The organism is Nocardioides sp. Root151 (genome assembly GCF_001427925.1).
Lineage (GTDB): Bacteria > Actinomycetota > Actinomycetes > Propionibacteriales > Nocardioidaceae > Nocardioides.
Genome location: NZ_LMGG01000007.1, coordinates 938,638 through 955,104 on the forward strand (window position 1 = coordinate 938,638; position 16,467 = coordinate 955,104).

Annotated in this window: 14 protein-coding genes; 11 read left to right on the forward strand and 3 right to left on the reverse strand. The window is 71.0% G+C overall.

Translation table 11 applies throughout. The features are described from left to right. Positions 1-314: 314 nt before the first annotated feature. From ASD66_RS22015 to ASD66_RS22050, 8 genes are read left to right on the forward strand one after another with little or no spacing between them, the layout of a single operon-like run. Positions 315-962: a hydroxypyruvate isomerase family protein gene (locus ASD66_RS22015; RefSeq protein WP_235530226.1), complete on the forward strand. Its 648-nt coding sequence runs from the start codon at positions 315-317 to the stop codon at positions 960-962. A gap of 20 nt (positions 963-982) precedes the next feature. Continuing rightward, a complete protein-coding gene (locus ASD66_RS22020; protein ID WP_056892233.1) occupies positions 983-1,885 on the forward strand; it encodes a 2-hydroxy-3-oxopropionate reductase in 903 nt (300 codons plus the stop codon). Between the two features lies 1 nt (position 1,886). Continuing rightward, positions 1,887-3,662 (forward strand): glyoxylate carboligase, encoded by a 1,776-nt coding sequence (gene gcl / locus ASD66_RS22025; protein ID WP_056892234.1) that lies wholly within the window; start codon positions 1,887-1,889, stop codon positions 3,660-3,662. A gap of 11 nt (positions 3,663-3,673) precedes the next feature. Then, positions 3,674-4,855, forward strand: a complete 1,182-nt coding sequence (locus ASD66_RS22030; protein WP_082599663.1) for a glycerate kinase — start codon at positions 3,674-3,676, stop codon at positions 4,853-4,855. A 59-nt stretch (positions 4,856-4,914) separates the two neighbouring features. Beyond that, entirely contained in the window at positions 4,915-5,790 is an 876-nt protein-coding gene (locus ASD66_RS22035; protein ID WP_056892235.1) for a fumarylacetoacetate hydrolase family protein, read from the forward strand. Positions 5,791-5,797: 7 nt separating this feature from the next. Continuing rightward, entirely contained in the window at positions 5,798-7,171 is a 1,374-nt protein-coding gene (gene allB, locus ASD66_RS22040; RefSeq protein ID WP_056892236.1) for an allantoinase AllB, read from the forward strand. Then, complete coding sequence (locus ASD66_RS22045; RefSeq protein ID WP_056892237.1) at positions 7,168-8,010, forward strand: bifunctional allantoicase/(S)-ureidoglycine aminohydrolase; 843 nt, start codon at positions 7,168-7,170, stop codon at positions 8,008-8,010. The genes allB and ASD66_RS22045 overlap by 4 nt, the downstream gene beginning before the upstream one ends. A 16-nt stretch (positions 8,011-8,026) precedes the next feature. Next, the gene (locus ASD66_RS22050) at positions 8,027-8,731 is read left to right on the forward strand and encodes an SDR family oxidoreductase (RefSeq protein WP_056892238.1); all 705 of its coding nucleotides are present in this window, start codon (positions 8,027-8,029) and stop codon (positions 8,729-8,731) included. A 194-nt stretch (positions 8,732-8,925) separates the two neighbouring features. Here the strand turns inward: ASD66_RS22050 and pyk are convergent, their stop codons facing one another. Further along, positions 8,926-10,374 (reverse strand): pyruvate kinase, encoded by a 1,449-nt coding sequence (gene pyk, locus ASD66_RS22055; RefSeq protein ID WP_056892239.1) that lies wholly within the window; start codon positions 10,372-10,374, stop codon positions 8,926-8,928. Between the two features lie 153 nt (positions 10,375-10,527). Between pyk and ASD66_RS22060 the strand changes: the two genes are divergently transcribed. Beyond that, on the forward strand, positions 10,528-11,286 hold the full coding sequence (locus ASD66_RS22060) for a class I SAM-dependent methyltransferase (RefSeq protein ID WP_056892240.1): 759 nt from the start codon (positions 10,528-10,530) through the stop codon (positions 11,284-11,286). Positions 11,287-11,300: 14 nt separating this feature from the next. On the opposite strand, the gene ASD66_RS22065 is transcribed toward ASD66_RS22060, so the two are convergent. Further along, positions 11,301-12,089: an endo alpha-1,4 polygalactosaminidase gene (locus tag ASD66_RS22065; RefSeq protein ID WP_056892241.1), complete on the reverse strand. Its 789-nt coding sequence runs from the start codon at positions 12,087-12,089 to the stop codon at positions 11,301-11,303. After that, positions 12,089-13,534: an aminopeptidase P family protein gene (locus ASD66_RS22070; protein WP_235530196.1), complete on the reverse strand. Its 1,446-nt coding sequence runs from the start codon at positions 13,532-13,534 to the stop codon at positions 12,089-12,091. The genes ASD66_RS22065 and ASD66_RS22070 overlap by 1 nt, the downstream gene beginning before the upstream one ends. Positions 13,535-13,583: 49 nt before the next feature. On the opposite strand from ASD66_RS22070, the gene ASD66_RS22075 reads away from it, so the two are divergent. After that, entirely contained in the window at positions 13,584-14,717 is a 1,134-nt protein-coding gene (locus tag ASD66_RS22075) for a PrsW family intramembrane metalloprotease (protein WP_056892242.1), read from the forward strand. After that, positions 14,714-16,447, forward strand: a complete 1,734-nt coding sequence (locus ASD66_RS22080; RefSeq protein WP_235530197.1) for a dynamin family protein — start codon at positions 14,714-14,716, stop codon at positions 16,445-16,447. Before ASD66_RS22075 ends, ASD66_RS22080 begins: the two co-directional genes overlap by 4 nt. Positions 16,448-16,467: the final 20 nt, after the last annotated feature.

The window sequence follows — 16,467 nt, forward strand, 5'->3', positions numbered from 1 at the left end:
ACCCTCATGGACCACACCCTGCGCTACGAGGTGAACTGCTCGATCCTGTTCACCGAACTTCCCCTGCTCGAGCGCCCCGCCGCGGTCAGGGCGGCCGGCTTCGACGCGGTCGAGTTCTGGNCCCCTCATGGACCACACCCTGCGCTACGAGGTGAACTGCTCGATCCTGTTCACCGACCTTCCCCTGCTCGAGCGCCCCGCCGCGGTCAGGGCGGCCGGCTTCGACGCGGTCGAGTTCTGGNTGGCCCTTCGCCGAGGCCGTGCCCGCGGACCGGGACGTCGACGCCTTCGTCGGTGCGATCCAGGACGCCGGCGTGCAGCTCGTCGGTCTCAACTTCTTCGCCGGCGACATGCCCGGCGGCGACCGCGGCCTGGTCTCGTGGCCGGCCCGCTCCGCGGAGTTCCGCGACAACATCGACGTCACCGTCGGCATCGGCGAGCGACTCGGCTGCAGGGCCTTCAACGCCCTCTACGGCAACCGCGTCGACGGGGTCTCCGCCGACGAGCAGGACGAGATCGGCGCCGAGAGCCTCGCACTCGCGGCCCGTGCCGCGGACCGCATCGGCGGCACCGTCCTGGTCGAGCCGGTCAGCGGCACCCCGACGTACCCGCTGAAGACGGCCGTCGACGCCCTCGCGGTCATCGACCGGGTCCGCACGCGCCACGACGTCACCAACGTCGGCCTGCTTGCCGACCTCTACCACCTGGCCGTCAACGGCGACGACGTCGACCGGGTGATCGCCGACCACGTCGACCGGGTCGCCCACGTGCAGATCGCCGACGCACCCGGCCGCAACGAGCCGGGCACCGGCGACCTTCCGCTGATGCGCCAGCTCGCCGCCCTCGAGGCCGGCGGCTACACCGGCTGGGTCGGCCTCGAGTACAAGCCGTCCACCACCTCGGTCGACAGCTTCGACTGGCTTTCCCGCGAGCGCCGTACGTCGGCCGCCGCCGCCCACTGAAACGAAGAGGAGCCACACCAATGACGAACATCGCCTTCATCGGACTCGGCATCATGGGCAGCCCCATGGCCGTCCACCTGGCCAACGCCGGCCACTCGGTCGCGGGTTACAACCGCACCCCGGACAAGGCCAAGCCGCTCGTCGACGCCGGCGGCCGCACCGCGGAGTCGATCGCCGACGCCGTGCGCGACGCCGACATCGTGTGCGTGATGGTTCCGGACTCGCCGGACGTCACCGACGTGCTCGCCGGCGACGGCAACGTCTTTGCCAGCGCCAAGGCGGGGGCGCTGATCATCGACTTCTCCAGCATCCGCCCCGACGTCACCGTCGAGCTCGCGAAGCAGGCGCAGGACAACGGGTTCCGGCTCGTCGACGCACCGGTGTCCGGTGGCGAGGCCGGCGCGGTCAACGCCGCCCTGTCGATCATGGTCGGCGGTGCGGCCGACGACTTCGAGGCCGCCAAGCCGGTCTTCGACGCGGTCGGCAAGACCATCGTCCACGTCGGCCCGAGCGGCTCCGGCCAGACCGTCAAGGCGGCCAACCAGCTCATCGTCGCCGCCAACATCCAGGCACTGTCGGAGGCCGTGGTCTTCCTCGAGGCCTACGGGGTCGACACCAAGGCCGCCCTCGAGGTGCTCGGCGGTGGGCTGGCCGGCTCCAAGGTGCTGGACCAGAAGAAGGAGAACATGCTGTCCCGCTCCTTCGAGCCCGGCTTCCGGATCGCCCTGCACCACAAGGACATGGGCATCGTCACCAGCGCCGCCCGCGAGGCCGGTGTCGTCGTACCCCTCGGCTCGCTCGTCGCCCAGCTGATGGGCAGCGCCCTCGCCAACGGCGACGGCGCTCTGGACCACTCCGGCCTGCTGCGAGGCGTCGAGCGCCTCAGCGGCACCGAGACCTCGACCACCCAGAAGGAGAACTGACATGGCACGCATGCGCGCGGTCGACGCCGCCGTCCTGATCCTGGAGAAGGAAGGGGCCAACCAGCTGTTCGGCCTGCCCGGCGCCGCGATCAACCCGTTCTACAGCGCCCTGCGCGCACACGGCGGGCTCAAGCACGTGCTGGCCCGCCACGTCGAGGCCGCCTCGCACATGGCCGAGGGCTACACCCGGGCCGCGGCCGGAAACATCGGAGTCTGCATCGGTACGTCGGGCCCGGCCGGCACCGACATGATCACCGGCCTCTACTCCGCGTCCGCCGACTCGATTCCGATCCTCTGCATCACCGGACAGGCGCCGGTCGCGAAGCTGCACAAGGAGGACTTCCAGGCCGTCGACATCGCCTCCATCGCCAAGCCGGTCTCGAAATGGGCGGTCACCGTGATGGAGGCCGCGCAGGTGCCGGGCACCTTCCAGAAGGCGTTCCAGATCATGCGCGAAGGACGTCCGGGCCCGGTCCTGGTCGACCTGCCGATCGACGTCCAGATGGCCGAGATCGACTTCGACATCGACACCTACGAACCGCTCCCGGTCAGTCGCCCCGCGGCGACCCGCGCCCAGGCCGAGAAGGCACTGGCCATGCTCAACGCGGCCGAACGCCCGTTGATCGTCGCCGGCGGCGGCATCATCAACGCCGACGCGTCCGACCTGCTGGTCGAGTTCGCCGAGACCACCGGTGTGCCGGTCGTGCCGACCCTGATGGGCTGGGGCACGATCCCCGACGACCACCCGCTGACCGCGGGCATGGTCGGCCTGCAGACCTCGCACCGCTACGGCAACGCGACCATGCTGGCCAGCGACTTCGTGATCGGCATCGGCAACCGGTGGGCCAATCGCCACACCGGCAGCGTCGAAACCTACACGCAGGGCCGCACGTTCGTGCACGTCGACATCGACCCGACCCAGATCGGTCGCGTCTTCGGGGCCGACTACGGCATCGTCTCCGACGCCAGGGCCGCGCTCGAGGTCTTCGTCGAGGTGGCGAAGGAGTGGGCGGCACAGGGCAAGCTGGCCGACCGCACCACCTGGGCCGGCGAGTGTGCCGAGCGCAAGCGGACGCTGCAGCGCAGGACCGACTTCGAGAACGTGCCGGTCAAGCCGCAACGTGTCTACCAGGACATGAACAAGGCCTTCGGTCCCGAGACCCGCTACGTCTCCACGATCGGCCTGTCCCAGATCCAGGCCGCGCAGCTGCTCCACGTCTACAAGCCGCGCAACTGGATCAACGCCGGCCAGGCCGGCCCCCTGGGCTGGACCGTGCCCGCCGCCCTCGGCGTCGCGGCCGCCGACCCCGAGGCCACCGTGGTCGCGCTGTCCGGCGACTACGACTTCCAGTTCCTGATCGAGGAGCTCGCGGTCGGTGCGCAGTTCCACCTGCCCTACATCCACGTCGTGGTGAACAACTCCTACCTGGGCCTGATCCGTCAGGCACAGCGTGGCTTCGAGATGGACTACCACGTCCAGCTGTCGTTCGAGAACGTCAACAGTCCCGAGCTCAACGGCTACGGCGTCGACCACGTCAAGGTCGCCGAGGGCCTGGGCTGCAAGGCGATCCGCGTCTTCGAGCCCGACGAGATCCTGCCGGCGCTCGAACAGGCCAAGAAGCTGATGGTCGAGTTCGAGGTCCCGGTCGTGGTCGAGGTCATCATGGAGCGCATCACGAACGTGTCCATGGGGCTCGAGATCGACAACGTCGTCGAGTTCGAGGAGCTGGCCGAACGCGGCGAGCACGCGCCCACCGCGATCACTCCGCTGGACTGAGTGGACTCTCGATGCCCAGGGTCCTGATCGCCTCCGACAAGTTCAAGGGGTCGCTCACCGCCGCCGAGGTTGCGGCGGCGGTGGGCTCCGGCGTACGTCGTGCCCGGCCGGACGTCGACGTCGACTCCGTGCCGGTCGCGGACGGGGGAGACGGGACCCTGGCGGCCGCGCTCGCGGCCGGTTTCGCGAACGTCCCGGTGACCGCCACCGGCCCGACCGGTGAGCCGGTCGACACGGCCTACGCGCGCCGCGACGACGTGGCCGTCGTCGAGCTGGCCGACGTGTCCGGCCTGGTCCGGCTGCCGTCGGACCAGGCCCCCATGACGGCCGGCACCCTGGGCGCCGGTCAGGTCATCGCCGCCGCGATCGCCGACGGCTGCCGACGCATCGTGGTCGGCATCGGTGGCAGCGCCAGCACGGACGGGGGCGCCGGGCTGTTGCAGGGCCTGGGCGCCCGCCTCCTGGACGGCGCCGGTCGGCCGATCGGCTCCGGGGGAGCGGCCCTCGCCGATCTCGAGTCGCTCGACCTCGCCGACCTGCGCGCGCGGACCCACGGAGTGGAGTTCGTGGTCGCCTGCGACGTGGACAACCCGCTCACCGGGCCCGTCGGCGCGGCCGCGACCTACGGCCCGCAGAAGGGAGCCGGTCCCGGCCAGGTGGTCGACCTCGACGACGCGCTCAGCCACTGGGCCGACGTCGTGGCCACCACCACCGGCACCGACCTCCGGGAGGCCGCCGGAGCCGGGGCCGCCGGTGGTGTGGGCTTCGCCGCCCTGGCCCTGCTCGGCGCCGAGCTCCGGCCCGGCATCGACCTGGTGCTCGATCTCGTCGGCTTCCACGAACGGCTGGCCGGCGTCGACCTGGTGATCACCGGCGAGGGCGCCCTGGATGCCCAGACCCTGCACGGCAAGGCACCCGCGGGAGTGGCCGAGGCCGCCGGGGCGTTGGGCATCGCGGTCGTCGCCGTGTGTGGCGTCAACCGGCTCGATGCCGCGCGGTTGAACACGGCCGGCATCGAGGCGGCGTACGCCCTCACCGATCTCGAACCCGACGTCAGTCGCTGCATGAGCGACGGCGTCCCCCTGCTCGAACGACTGGGCCAGCAGATCGCTGAGACCCACCTGGTGGGGACCACCGGAAGCTCGTCGTGTGTCGCGACGAACTTGCGGCGACACCCACTCGCCATGAACTGAGGAGACCCCATGAGTGCTGACCAAGCACCCCCTTTCATCATCGCCGACGGCGGTGAGGCATGAAGCTGCTCCGGGTCGGCGCGATCGGCCGCGAGCGCCCGGCAGCCCTCGACGCGAGCGGCCTGCTGCGGGACCTGAGCTCGGTCGCCGACGACATCGACGCCCGGCTGCTCACCGATCCGGTGCGGATGGCGGCCACGCGACAGGCGGTGCACGCCTGCGCGCTGCCGGTCCTGCCCCCCGGACTCAGGCTGGGCGCACCCGTGGCCCGTCCAGGCAAGGTGGTCGGGATCGGGCTGAACTACAAGGACCACGCCCTCGAGACCGGCGCGTCGATCCCGGACGAGCCGGTGGTGTTCCTCAAGCCGGGGACCTCGGTGTGCGGCCCGGCTGACACGATCGCCTTGCCCGCGGGCAGCACCACGACCGACCACGAGGTCGAGCTCGGGGTGGTGATGGGCGCTCGCCTGTCGCGCTGTCACGACCCCTCCGCCGCGCTCGCCTCGGTCGGCGGCTACGTCACGGCCGACGACGTCTCCGAACGCTCGCGCATCGCCGCGGGGCCGACCTGGGCCAAGGGCAAGTGCGCGGACACCTTCACCCCGATCGGGCCGTGGCTGGTGACGCCCGACGAGGTGGGCGACCCGCAGGCGCTGACGCTGACCCTCACGGTCAACGACGAGGTGCGCCAGTCCGGCACCACCTCCTTGATGGCGTACGGCGTCGGCGAGCTGCTGGCCTACGTCTCGACCCTGATGACCCTCGAGCCGGGGGATCTGGTGCTGACCGGAACCCCCGGGGGAGTCGCCGCCGGCCGCCCTGAGCCCAAGCCTTATCTCCGGGACGGCGACGTGGTCGAGGCTGAGGTCATCGGTCTGGGGCGACAGCGCACCCCGGTTTCGGGGATCCACGACGCATCTCTGGAACTACAGTGAGGTCTTGATGAGTACAGAAGTCGAAGCACAGGTCAACGAGCCCTGCGACCTGGTGATCCGTGCCAGTCGTGTGGTGAGCACGTCTGGGGAGGTGGGCCGTCTCATCGGCGTCAAGGACGGCAGGATCGTCGCGATCGAGCCGCTCGACTCCGAGCTCGACGGTGCCGAGCTCCTCGAGCTGGCCGACGACGAGGTGCTGATGCCCGGCCTGGTCGACTCGCACGTGCACGTGAACGATCCGGGGCGCACCGAGTGGGAGGGCTTCACGTCCGCCACCAGGGCTGCGGCCGCCGGCGGCGTCACCACGATCGTCGACATGCCGCTCAACAGCATTCCGCCGACCTGCGACGTCCCGGCCCTCGAGCTCAAGCGCAAGACAGCCGAGAGCCAGGCCTTCGTCGACGTCGGCTTCTGGGGTGGCGCCATCCCAGGCAACGTGCCCGACCTGAGGCCGCTCCACGACGCCGGCGTGTTCGGCTTCAAGTGCTTCCTGCTGCACTCGGGCGTCGACGAGTTCCCGCACCTCGACCCCGACCAGCTCGAGGAGGCGATGCGCGAGCTTCGCTCCTTCGACGGGCTGATGATCGTGCACGCAGAGGACACCCACGCGATCGAGCGGGCGCCGACCGCCCACGGCGAGACGTACGACGACTTCCTGCACAGCCGACCGCGTGGCGCGGAGAACCTCGCCGTCGCGCAGGTGATCGAGCTGGCCCGCTGGACCGGTTGCCGGGTGCACATCCTGCACGTGTCGAGCTCCGACGTGCTGCCGATGCTGGCCAGCGCGCGACGCGAGGGCGTCCAGATCACCGCCGAGACCTGCCCGCACTACCTGACCTTCTCGTCCGAGGAGGTCCCCGACGGCGCCACGCAGTTCAAGTGCTGCCCGCCGATCCGCGAGGCGGCCAACCGCGAGCTGCTCTGGGAGGGTCTGCGCGAGGGCGTGATCGACATGGTCGTGACCGACCACTCGCCGTCAACGGTCGACCTCAAGTGCCTCGACACGGGCGACTTCGGAGTCGCCTGGGGCGGGATCTCCTCGCTCCAGCTCGGCCTGTCGGCGGTCTGGACCGAGGCCCGCCGTCGCGGCTTCACCCTGGTCGACGTGGCCCGCTGGATGTGCCAGGCCCCGGCCCGGCAGGCGGGCCTGCGGAGCAAGGGCCGGATCGAGATCGGCTACGACGCCGACTTCGCCGTCTTCGCGCCGGACGACGCGTTCGTCGTCGACGTCGACAAGCTGCACCACAAGAACGCCATCACGCCGTACGCCGGTCGCCCGCTGGCCGGTGTCGTCCGCAGCACCTGGCTGCGCGGTCGGCGCATCGACATCACCGAGCAGGCCGAGCCCCAGGGCCGCCTGCTGACCCGAGGAGGAGCATGACCACCCCAGCATCGCCGCGCTACTACGCCCCGAAGGGCGGGCACCCGGCCCAGAGCGAGCTCACCACCGACCGGGCGACCTTCACCGAGGCGTACGCCGTCCTCCCGCGCGGCACGATGCGCGACATCGTGACCAGCAACCTGCCGTTCTGGGACAACACCCGGCTCTGGGTGATCGCCCGGCCGCTGTCCGGCTTCTCCGAGACGTTCTCGCAGTACATCGTCGAGGTCTCGCCGGGAGGTGGCAGCGACAAGCCGGAGCTCGACGAGGGCGCGGAGGGCGTGGTCTTCGTGGTCGAGGGCGACCTGGTCCTCGACCTCGAGGGGGAGAAGCACGACCTCGGGCCCGGTGGCTACGCGTTCCTGCCGCCCGGCTCGGCCTGGACCCTGCACAACACCAGCGACGCCACCGCCACCTTCCACTGGATCCGCAAGGCCTACCAGTTCGTCGACGGCATCGACGTGCCCGAGGCGTTCGTGACCAACGAGGTCGACGTCGAGGCCGGCGAGATGCCCGGCACCAACGGTGCGTGGTCGACCCAGCGGTTCGCCGACCCGACCGACGTCCGCCACGACATGCACGTCAACATCGTCAACTTCGAGCCGGGCGGCTCGATCCCGTTCCCGGAGACCCATGTCATGGAGCACGGGCTCTACGTGCTCGAGGGCAAGGCGATGTACCTGTTGAACAACGACTGGGTCGAGGTGCAGGAGGGCGACTTCATGTGGCTGCGCGCCTTCTGCCCGCAGGCCTGCTACGCCGGCGGGCCCGGTCGGTTCCGCTACCTGCTCTACAAGGACGTCAACCGGCACGCCAAGCTGAGCCGTCAGTTCGTGTGACGGCGTTGGTCCTCTGATGCCTGTAGCTGTCGTCACCGGAGCCGGCTCCGGCCTGGGTCGTGTCATCGCGCACGGCCTGGCCGGGGCCGGCTTCTCGGTCGCCCTGCTGGGTCGTCGTGCCGACGCGCTCGAGGAGACCGCCGAGTCGATCTCTGACGCCCTCGTGCTGCCGACCGACGTCACGGTGCCCTCGAGTGTCGACACGGCCTTCGCCGCGGTGGTCGACGCCTGGGGTCGGGTCGACGTGCTCGTCAACAATGCCGGCACCTTCGGCCCGAAGGGCGAGGTCGACGAGATCGCCGTGGACGACTGGCTCGACACCGTCTCGGTCAACCTGACCGGCGCTTTCCTCTGTGCCCGTGCGGCCTTCGGGCAGATGAAGCGCCAGGACCCGCGAGGCGGCCGGATCATCAACAACGGGTCGATCTCCGCACACACGCCGCGGCCGGGGAGTGCGGCGTACACCTCCACCAAGCACGCGATGACCGGCCTGACGAAGGCGCTGGCCCTGGATGGGCGCGCCCACGACATCGCGGTCGGTCAGATCGACATCGGCAATGCCGCGACCGAGATGACCTCGGGCTTCGGGCAGACCGAGCCGACGTTCGACCCCCGCCACGTGGCGGATGCCGTCGTCGCGATGGCGCGGCTCCCACTGGGAGTCAGCGTGCCCGCCATGACGATCCTCGCGACGGGCATGCCCTACGCCGGTCGCGGCTGAACAGCTCGTCCGCAGCGGCCGTCAGGCGCCGTGCTGTGCTGTTCCGGTTGTCCGGGGCGGCGAGAAGTTCGTCGCACGCTGGGTCTGCTGGGCCGATTGGCCTCAACCACCCAGGGCAGAACGAGCCGGTCGGCCCGGCAGACGCAGTGGTCACCGGACCTCGTCGCACCGCGGTTGGGGTGTCTTGCCTCTCGTCAGGCCCTTCGGCGGTACGCCGGCGCCACGGCGTTGAACGCGTCGCCGACCCGGTGCACGTGGAGCGCGTTGGTCGAGCCGGGGGTGCCGGGCGGCGTGCCGGCGATCAGCACCACCAGCTCACCCGCGGCGACCCGACCGGAGGCGAGCAGGGCCTCGTCGATCTGCAGCACCATGGCGTCGGTGTTCTCGACCTCGGCGCTGACGAACGTCTCGACGCCCCAGGAAAGGCTCAGGTGCGAGCGGACCAGGGGGACCGGTGTGAAGGCGAGCACGGGGATCCGGCTGCGGTAGCGCGAGAGGCGCCGGGCCGAGTCCCCCGTGGTGGTGAACGCGACCAGGTAGCGGGCGCCCAGCCGGTCGGCGACCTCGGCGGCAGCCTTGGCGATCACGCCGCCCTTGGTCCGCGGCTGCCAGTCGATCGCGGCCATCCGGGCCAGCCCGTGGTCCTCGGTGGACTCGATGATCCGGGCCATCGTGGCGACAGCGGCGACGGCGTGGTCGCCCACGCTGGTCTCGCCGGAGAGCATCACGGCGTCCGCGCCGTCGAGCACGGCGTTGGCGACGTCGCTGGCCTCGGCCCGGGTGGGTTGCGGTGCCGAGATCATCGACTCGAGCATCTGGGTCGCCACGATGACCGGCTTCGCGTTGCGGCGGGCCTTCTCGATCACCTGCTTCTGCAGGAACGGCACGTCCTCCAGTGGGCACTCCACGCCGAGGTCGCCACGGGCGACCATGAAGGCGTCGAAGGCCTTGATCACCTCGTCGAGGTTGTCGATGGCCTGGGGCTTCTCGATCTTCGCGATGACGGGGCGGACGATGCCCTCCTCGCGCATGATCGCGCGGACGTCCTCGGCGTCCTGGGCCGAGCGCACGAACGACAGCGCGATGTGGTCGACGCCCAGGTGCAGGGCGAAGCGCAGGTCGTCCTTGTCCTTCTCGGACAGGGCCGGCACCGACACCGCGACGCCCGGGAGGTTGATGCCCTTGTGGTTGCTGATCGGCCCGGCGACGACGACCTCGGTGTGCACCTCGGTCTCCTCGACGGCGGTGACCTCGAGGGTGACCCGTCCGTCGTCGATCAGGATGCGCTCGCCGGGGGAGACGTCGCCCGCCAGGCCGGCGTACGTCGTGGAGCAGAGGCGCGCGTCTCCGGGGACGTCCCGCGTGGTGATCGTGAAGGGGTCACCCTGGGCCAGCCGGATCGGGCCGTCCGGCACGAGGCCGAGGCGGATCTTGGGCCCCTGCAGGTCGGCCAGGATGCCGACGCCGCGGCCCGAGGCCTCGGCGGCCTCGCGCACCATCAGGTAGGACTTCTCGTGGTCGGCCTGCGTGCCGTGGCTCATGTTCAGGCGCGCGACGTCCATGCCGGCGTCCACGAGGGCGCCGATCTGCTCCGGGGTCGAGGTGGCCGGGCCGAGGGTGGCGACGATCTTTGCTCTGCGCATGTGAACGACCGTAGGCGCGTCGGCTCGTGCGTGGGTGACATTCGAGCAAGAATTCCACAATCTGGAATAGAAATTCCGAAATCGCGCCGAGTGGCGCACTTCTGACCCATGCGGGTGATGCCGTGGTCGGCCGCTGCGGACTAGCGTTCTGGCATGGGATTCGAGGTCGGGGCCGACGCCTACGGCAGGTTCATGGGCCGCTACTCCACGCCGATGGCCGAGGAGTTCATCTGTGCGGCGGGAGTGCGCGCCGGCCAGCGCGCGCTCGACGTCGGCTGCGGTCCCGGCGCGCTCACCACGGTGCTGGTGCGAGAGCTGGGCGCCGAGGCGGTCTGCGCGATCGACCCGTCCGAGTCTTTCGTAGCCGCGTTCCGCGACCGCCTCCCAGAAGTCGACGTACGACGGGGGTCCGCCGAGGCGCTGCCGTACGACGACGACACGTTCGACGTGGCGATGGCCCAGCTGGTGGTGCCGTTCATGGCCGACCCGGTGGCCGGGCTGCGCGAGATGGCCCGGGTGACCAGACCCGGGGGAGTCGTGGCGGCCTGCGCCTGGGACCACGCCGGCGAGCGGACCCCGCTGACGACGTACTGGCGGGCCGCCGAGCGAGTCGAGCCGGGGGGTGCCAGCGAGGCGAACATCCCCGGCTGCCGGCGCGGCCACCTCGCCCAGCTCTTCGCGGAGGCCGGCTTCGAGGACCGGGTGGAGTCGGAGCTCACCATCCACGTGCACCTGCCCACGTTCGAGGACTGGTGGGAACCGATGACGAACGGCACCGGACCGGTCGGCGACCACTACGCGCGACTCGACGAGGAGAAGCGCCAAGCCCTGCGTGAGGCCGCCGCATCCCTCATGCCGGCAACCGACCTCGAGATCACGGGTACGACGTGGTGCGTGGTCGGCCGCGTCTAGTCAGGTGAGCCCGCTCAGCACCAACGCCGTACGCCGGTGCGCGACAGTGTCAGGTCGCGGCGGAGCACCGAGAGCCGGCCACCCTGGTTGCGACAGGCCCGCCTGAAGTCGCGGTCGCGGTATTCGACGACGAGGACCCGGCGTCCGTAGTGGGCCGCGTAGGCGCCGCACTCGTGCCAGCGCGCGCACTCCTCGGCGACCGCGAAGTCGAAGCCGATGCGTCGTCCGTCGAGGGCCGGCCAGTTCTTCTGGGCGACCGAGAGCCCGGACCGGTGGGCCCGGCGCGTCAGCAATGCGGCGTACGCCTTGGTCTGGCGCGGCGTGATGAGTCGTCGGCTGCGGGAGAACGAGTCGAGGTTGTCGAGCTCGACGGCGTCGAAGCCGGCCCGGGCGCAGCCGGACATCCACGCGCCCACGATGTGGGCGAGGGCGCGCCGCTTGGCCGGTGTACGGAGGTCGAGGAGCTTCTCGCCCCAGGCCGAGTCGACGACCGGGCGACCGTCGCGCTTGAGGATCAGGTGCTGGCGGGTGCGCCAGAACCGTCCTTCGTCGGGCTGGGTCTGGAACGCGTTGACGTAGCAGATGTTGTAGCGGCCCCGGACCGGCGTCGCGCGGCGATCACGCAGCACGACGCCGACCGACGCGGGCACCGGCCGGGCGCCACCGAGCTGGTAGTCCCAGTGGGTCCCGACCGGCAACGGCGAGCGGTCGGCGGCCTGCGCCGTGCCGGGGACGAGCGCGCCCACAGACAGAGTGACCAGCGTCAGCCCGGCGACGGCCAGCATTGCCGCGAACCAGCGCATCAGCCCTGCAGTCGCGCCATCCAGGCCTCGACGTCGGACGACGTGCGGGGCAGGGACTCCGACAGGTTCTTGAACCCGTCGGCGGTGACCACGATGTCGTCCTCGATGCGGATGCCGATGCCGCGCAGCTCCTCGGGGACGAGCAGGTCGTCCTCCTGGAAGTAGAGCCCCGGCTCGACCGTGAGCACCATGCCCTCGGCCAGGTCGCCCTTCGGGTAGACCTCCGGCGCCGCGGAGCCACAGTCGTGCACGTCGAGGCCGAGCATGTGGCTGGTGCCGTGGAGGGTCCAACGGGAGTAGACCTTCGACTCGGGGTCGAGCGCCTCCTCGACGGAGACCGGGAGCAGGCCCATGTCGCCGAGCCCGGTGGCCAGCACCTCCATCGCGGCGTGGTGCGCGGCGAGGAAGGGTACGCCGGGGCGCACGGCCTGGATGCCGGCCTCCTGCGCGGTGTGGACGAGGTCGTAGAGGTCGCGCTGCAACGGGGTGAAGGTGCCGTCGACCGGGATCGTGCGGGTGACGTCGGCGGTGTAGAGGTTGGTGCCCTCGACGCCCATGTCGAGCAGCAGCATCTCGCCGGGCGTGACCGGGCCGGAGTTCTCGATCCAGTGCAGGGTCGTGGCGTGGCTGCCGCCGCCGACGATGGAGTCGTAGCCGATGTCGTTGCCCATCGCGCGCGCCCGGCGGAAGAACGTGCCCTCGATCCAGCGCTCGCCGTACTTCAGGACGTTGTCCCAGTCACGGACGGAGTCCTCGAAGCCGAGCGTGGTGATGTCGCACGCCTCGGCCAGCTCGCCGAGCTCCCATTCGTCCTTGACCAGTCGCATCTCGGAGGCGACGCGGGCGAAGTCGCGGTCGCGCTCCTCGTCGCCGGTGACGAGGCCGTCGACCGTGCGGTCGATGCCGCGCAGCACGCGGGTCTTCCCGGTGCCGGACAGCGCCGCCGGCAGGTCGTCGATGTGCTTGGTGGTCACGCCGAGGGACGCGGAGATCTCGCTCAGCGAGGCACGCCGGCCGGCCCAGAGTGCGCCGTACTGGCGGTCACGGAAGAACTCGTCCGTGTCGCGGCCCGAGCGCGGCCGGGCATACAGGGTTGCCTCGCCACTCTCGACGACGAGCACCGCGTCGGAGGTCTGGTTGCCGGAGAAGTAGGTGTGCGCCGTGTCGGGGCGGAACCGGTAGTCGGTGTCGTTGGCGCGCACCTTGTAGTTGCCGGCCGGGATCACCAGGCGCTCACCGGGGAACGCGTCGGACAGGCGCTGGCGGCGGGCCGCGGCGGGCGCCGTCACGGGATGCGGGGGTACGTCGGACTCGCGGTCTGCCCAGCCCTGGCGCATGAAGGCGGACCACGCCTCCGGGACGGCCTGGTCGTGGGACTCGGTCTTCGGCTGGGGTGTTGCCGAATGGTCAGAGGACTCGGGGTGTGTGTTCTCGATCTCGCTCACGACTCCACCATACGACTCACCCGCCACGCGAGCAGATACGCTTCCCCCCATGCCTGTACGCCGCCACGAGAGCCTCGTCTTCACCATCGTGGTCTCGTTGATCGCGGCGCTGGCGGCGATCCCGATCGCGTTGGTGACAGCGCTGTCCGGAGAAGGCCCCTCGGTGGTACTCGCGGCGATCTTCGCCCTGGTCCCGGTCGGGCCGCTGATCGCCTGCTACCTGTGGCTCGACCGCTACGAACCGGAGCCGAAGACGCTGCTCGCGCTCGGCCTGGCCTGGGGTGCCTTCGTCGCGACGTTCCTGGCCCTGGTGGTGCAGGGTGTCGGCGGTTTCGTGGGCGGCTGGTCCAACGAAGCATCCTTGGCGATCGTCGCGCCGCTGTCCGAGGAGTTCACCAAGGGACTGTTCCTGGTGCTCCTGCTGGTCTGGCGCCGCCAGGAGTTCGACGGCATCCTCGACGGCATCGTCTACGCCGGCATGGTCGGCATCGGCTTCGCGTTCACCGAGAACATCCTCTATCTGACCGCGGCCTACAACGGCACCGAGGGCGGCGCCCCCGGCGGACTGCCAGGACTCGGCGCGACCTTCGTGGTCCGCTGCATCGTCAGCCCGTTCGCCCACCCGCTGTTCACCGCGATGACCGGCATCGGCATCGGGTTGGCGGTCTCGAGCCGGTCGACCGCCGTCCGCATCCTCGGCCCGGTCGTCGGCTACGCCCTCGCGGTCGGGCTGCACGCTGCCTGGAACGGCTCGACGCTGCTGGCCAACGGCGCCGGCTTCTTCGGGGTCTACCTGCTGGTGATGATCCCGGTGTTCGTGCTGCTGGTGGTGCTCGCGGTGTGGACCCGAACCCGTGAGCGCGACCTGCTCGCCCGGGCACTCCAGGACGCCGCGGCCCGCGGCCTGATCGCGCCGCAGGACATCCCGCACGTCGTCGACCTGCGCGCCCGACGCCAGGCCCGCGCCTTCGCCCGGGCCCGAGGCGGTGCCCGCGGCGCGCAGGCGATGAGGGACTATCAGCAGGCGGCAGTCGAACTGGGGTACCTTCACCATCGCGTGCTCCGGGGCACGGCGCCCCGCAACTTTGCCCAGCGGGGACAGGCGTTCGTGGAGCGCATGCACGCGGTTCGGCCCCTGATCGCGTTCCCCACGCCCATTCCTGCAGGAGGCCGTCACCGATGAGTGGCTCCACGACGATGCTCACCGCGCTCGTGCGACTGCGCGGCGCGCTCCAGGAGTCGCCGCTCCCGCTCGACGTACCCGGGGTGGACGAGCAGCGTGCCGCTCGCACCGAGATGGTCGACCAGCTCGAGGACTACGTCATCCCGCGGTTGATGACGATCGACGCGCCCCTGCTGACCGTGGTCGGTGGCTCGACGGGCGCCGGCAAGTCGACGCTGGTGAACTCGCTGGTCGGCACCCGGGTGACCGAGCCCGGCGTGCTCCGCCCGACGACGCGGTCTCCCGTCCTCGTGCACAACCCCGAGGACGCGCACTGGTTCGGCCAGGACCGCATCCTTCCCGACCTCGAGCGCACCGAGCGGGCCACCGGTGACCCGTCGGCCCTGCAGCTGGTGCCGGCCGACTCCGTGCCGGCCGGGCTGGCCGTGCTCGACGCACCCGACATCGACTCCGTCGAGGAGCGCAACCGCACCCTGGCCGCGCAGCTGCTGGCCGCCGCCGACCTCTGGCTCTTCGTCACCTCCGCCGCGCGGTACGCCGACCAGGTGCCGTGGGAGTTCCTCAAGCAGGCAGCCGACCGCAGCACCGCGGTCGCGATCGTCCTCGACCGCACTCCCGCCGACGCCATCGAGACCGTTGCCGCCCACCTGGCCCGCATGCTGGCCAGCCGAGGGCTCAAGGACTCGCCGCTGTTCGTGGTCACCGAGGGCACCGTCGACGACCAGGGCCTGCTGCCCGCCGCCGCGGTGAAGGACATCAGGGGCTGGCTCGAGTCGCTGGCCGCCGACGCCGACGCGCGGGCTGCCGTGGTCAAGCAGACCCTCGAGGGCGCCATCCGCTCCGTGTCGTCGCGGGCGTACGCCGTCGCCGACGCCCTGGACGAGCAGGTGGCGGCCACCGCATCCCTGCGCGCCGATGTCGACACGGCGTACGACGACGCGGCCGAGGCGATCGCCAGCGCCAGTGCCGACGGCACCCTGCTGCGCGGCGAAGTGCTGGCCCGGTGGCAGGAGTTCGTCGGCACCGGAGAGCTGCTGCGTTCCCTGGAGTCCCGGGTCGGACGCGTGCGCGACCGTGTGGTCGCCGCCGTGAAGGGCAAGCCGCACCAGGCCGAGCGGGTCACCGTCGCGGTCGAGTCCGGCCTCGAGACGCTGCTGCTCGAGCACGCCGAGGCCGCGGCCGAACGTGCCGCCGGGGCCTGGCGTTCGACCGCCCAGGGCAAGGCCCTGCTGGCCGGTGGCTCCGTCGACCTCGGCCGGGCGTCACGCGAGTTCCGGCGCGACGCCGAGCGGGCCGTGCGCGAGTGGCAGCAGGACGTGCTCGACATGGTGCGCAGCGAGGGCGCCGACAAGCGGGGCACCGCCCGGTTCCTGGCCTACGGCGTCAACGGCCTCTCGGTTGCCCTGATGGTGATCGTCTTTGCCCACACCGCCGGCGTGACCGGTGCCGAGGCCGGCATCGCGGGGGGCAGTGCGGTGATCGGGCAGAAGCTGCTCGAGGCGGTGTTCGGCGACCAGGCGGTCCGCGAGCTGGCCGAGCGGGCCCGTCGCGACCTGACCCGGCGGGTGGACGCGTTGCTGGCCACCGAGCGTGCGCGGTTCACGACACTCGTCGACGCGCTCGGGGTCGACGCCGACGGGCCGGAGCGGCTGCGCAAGGCCGCCCGCAGGGTCACCGACGAGCGATTCGCGAACCGTGAACGCCCCGGGGGCGGCGACCATTCGGCCTGAGCACCAGCCGTTGCATAGAG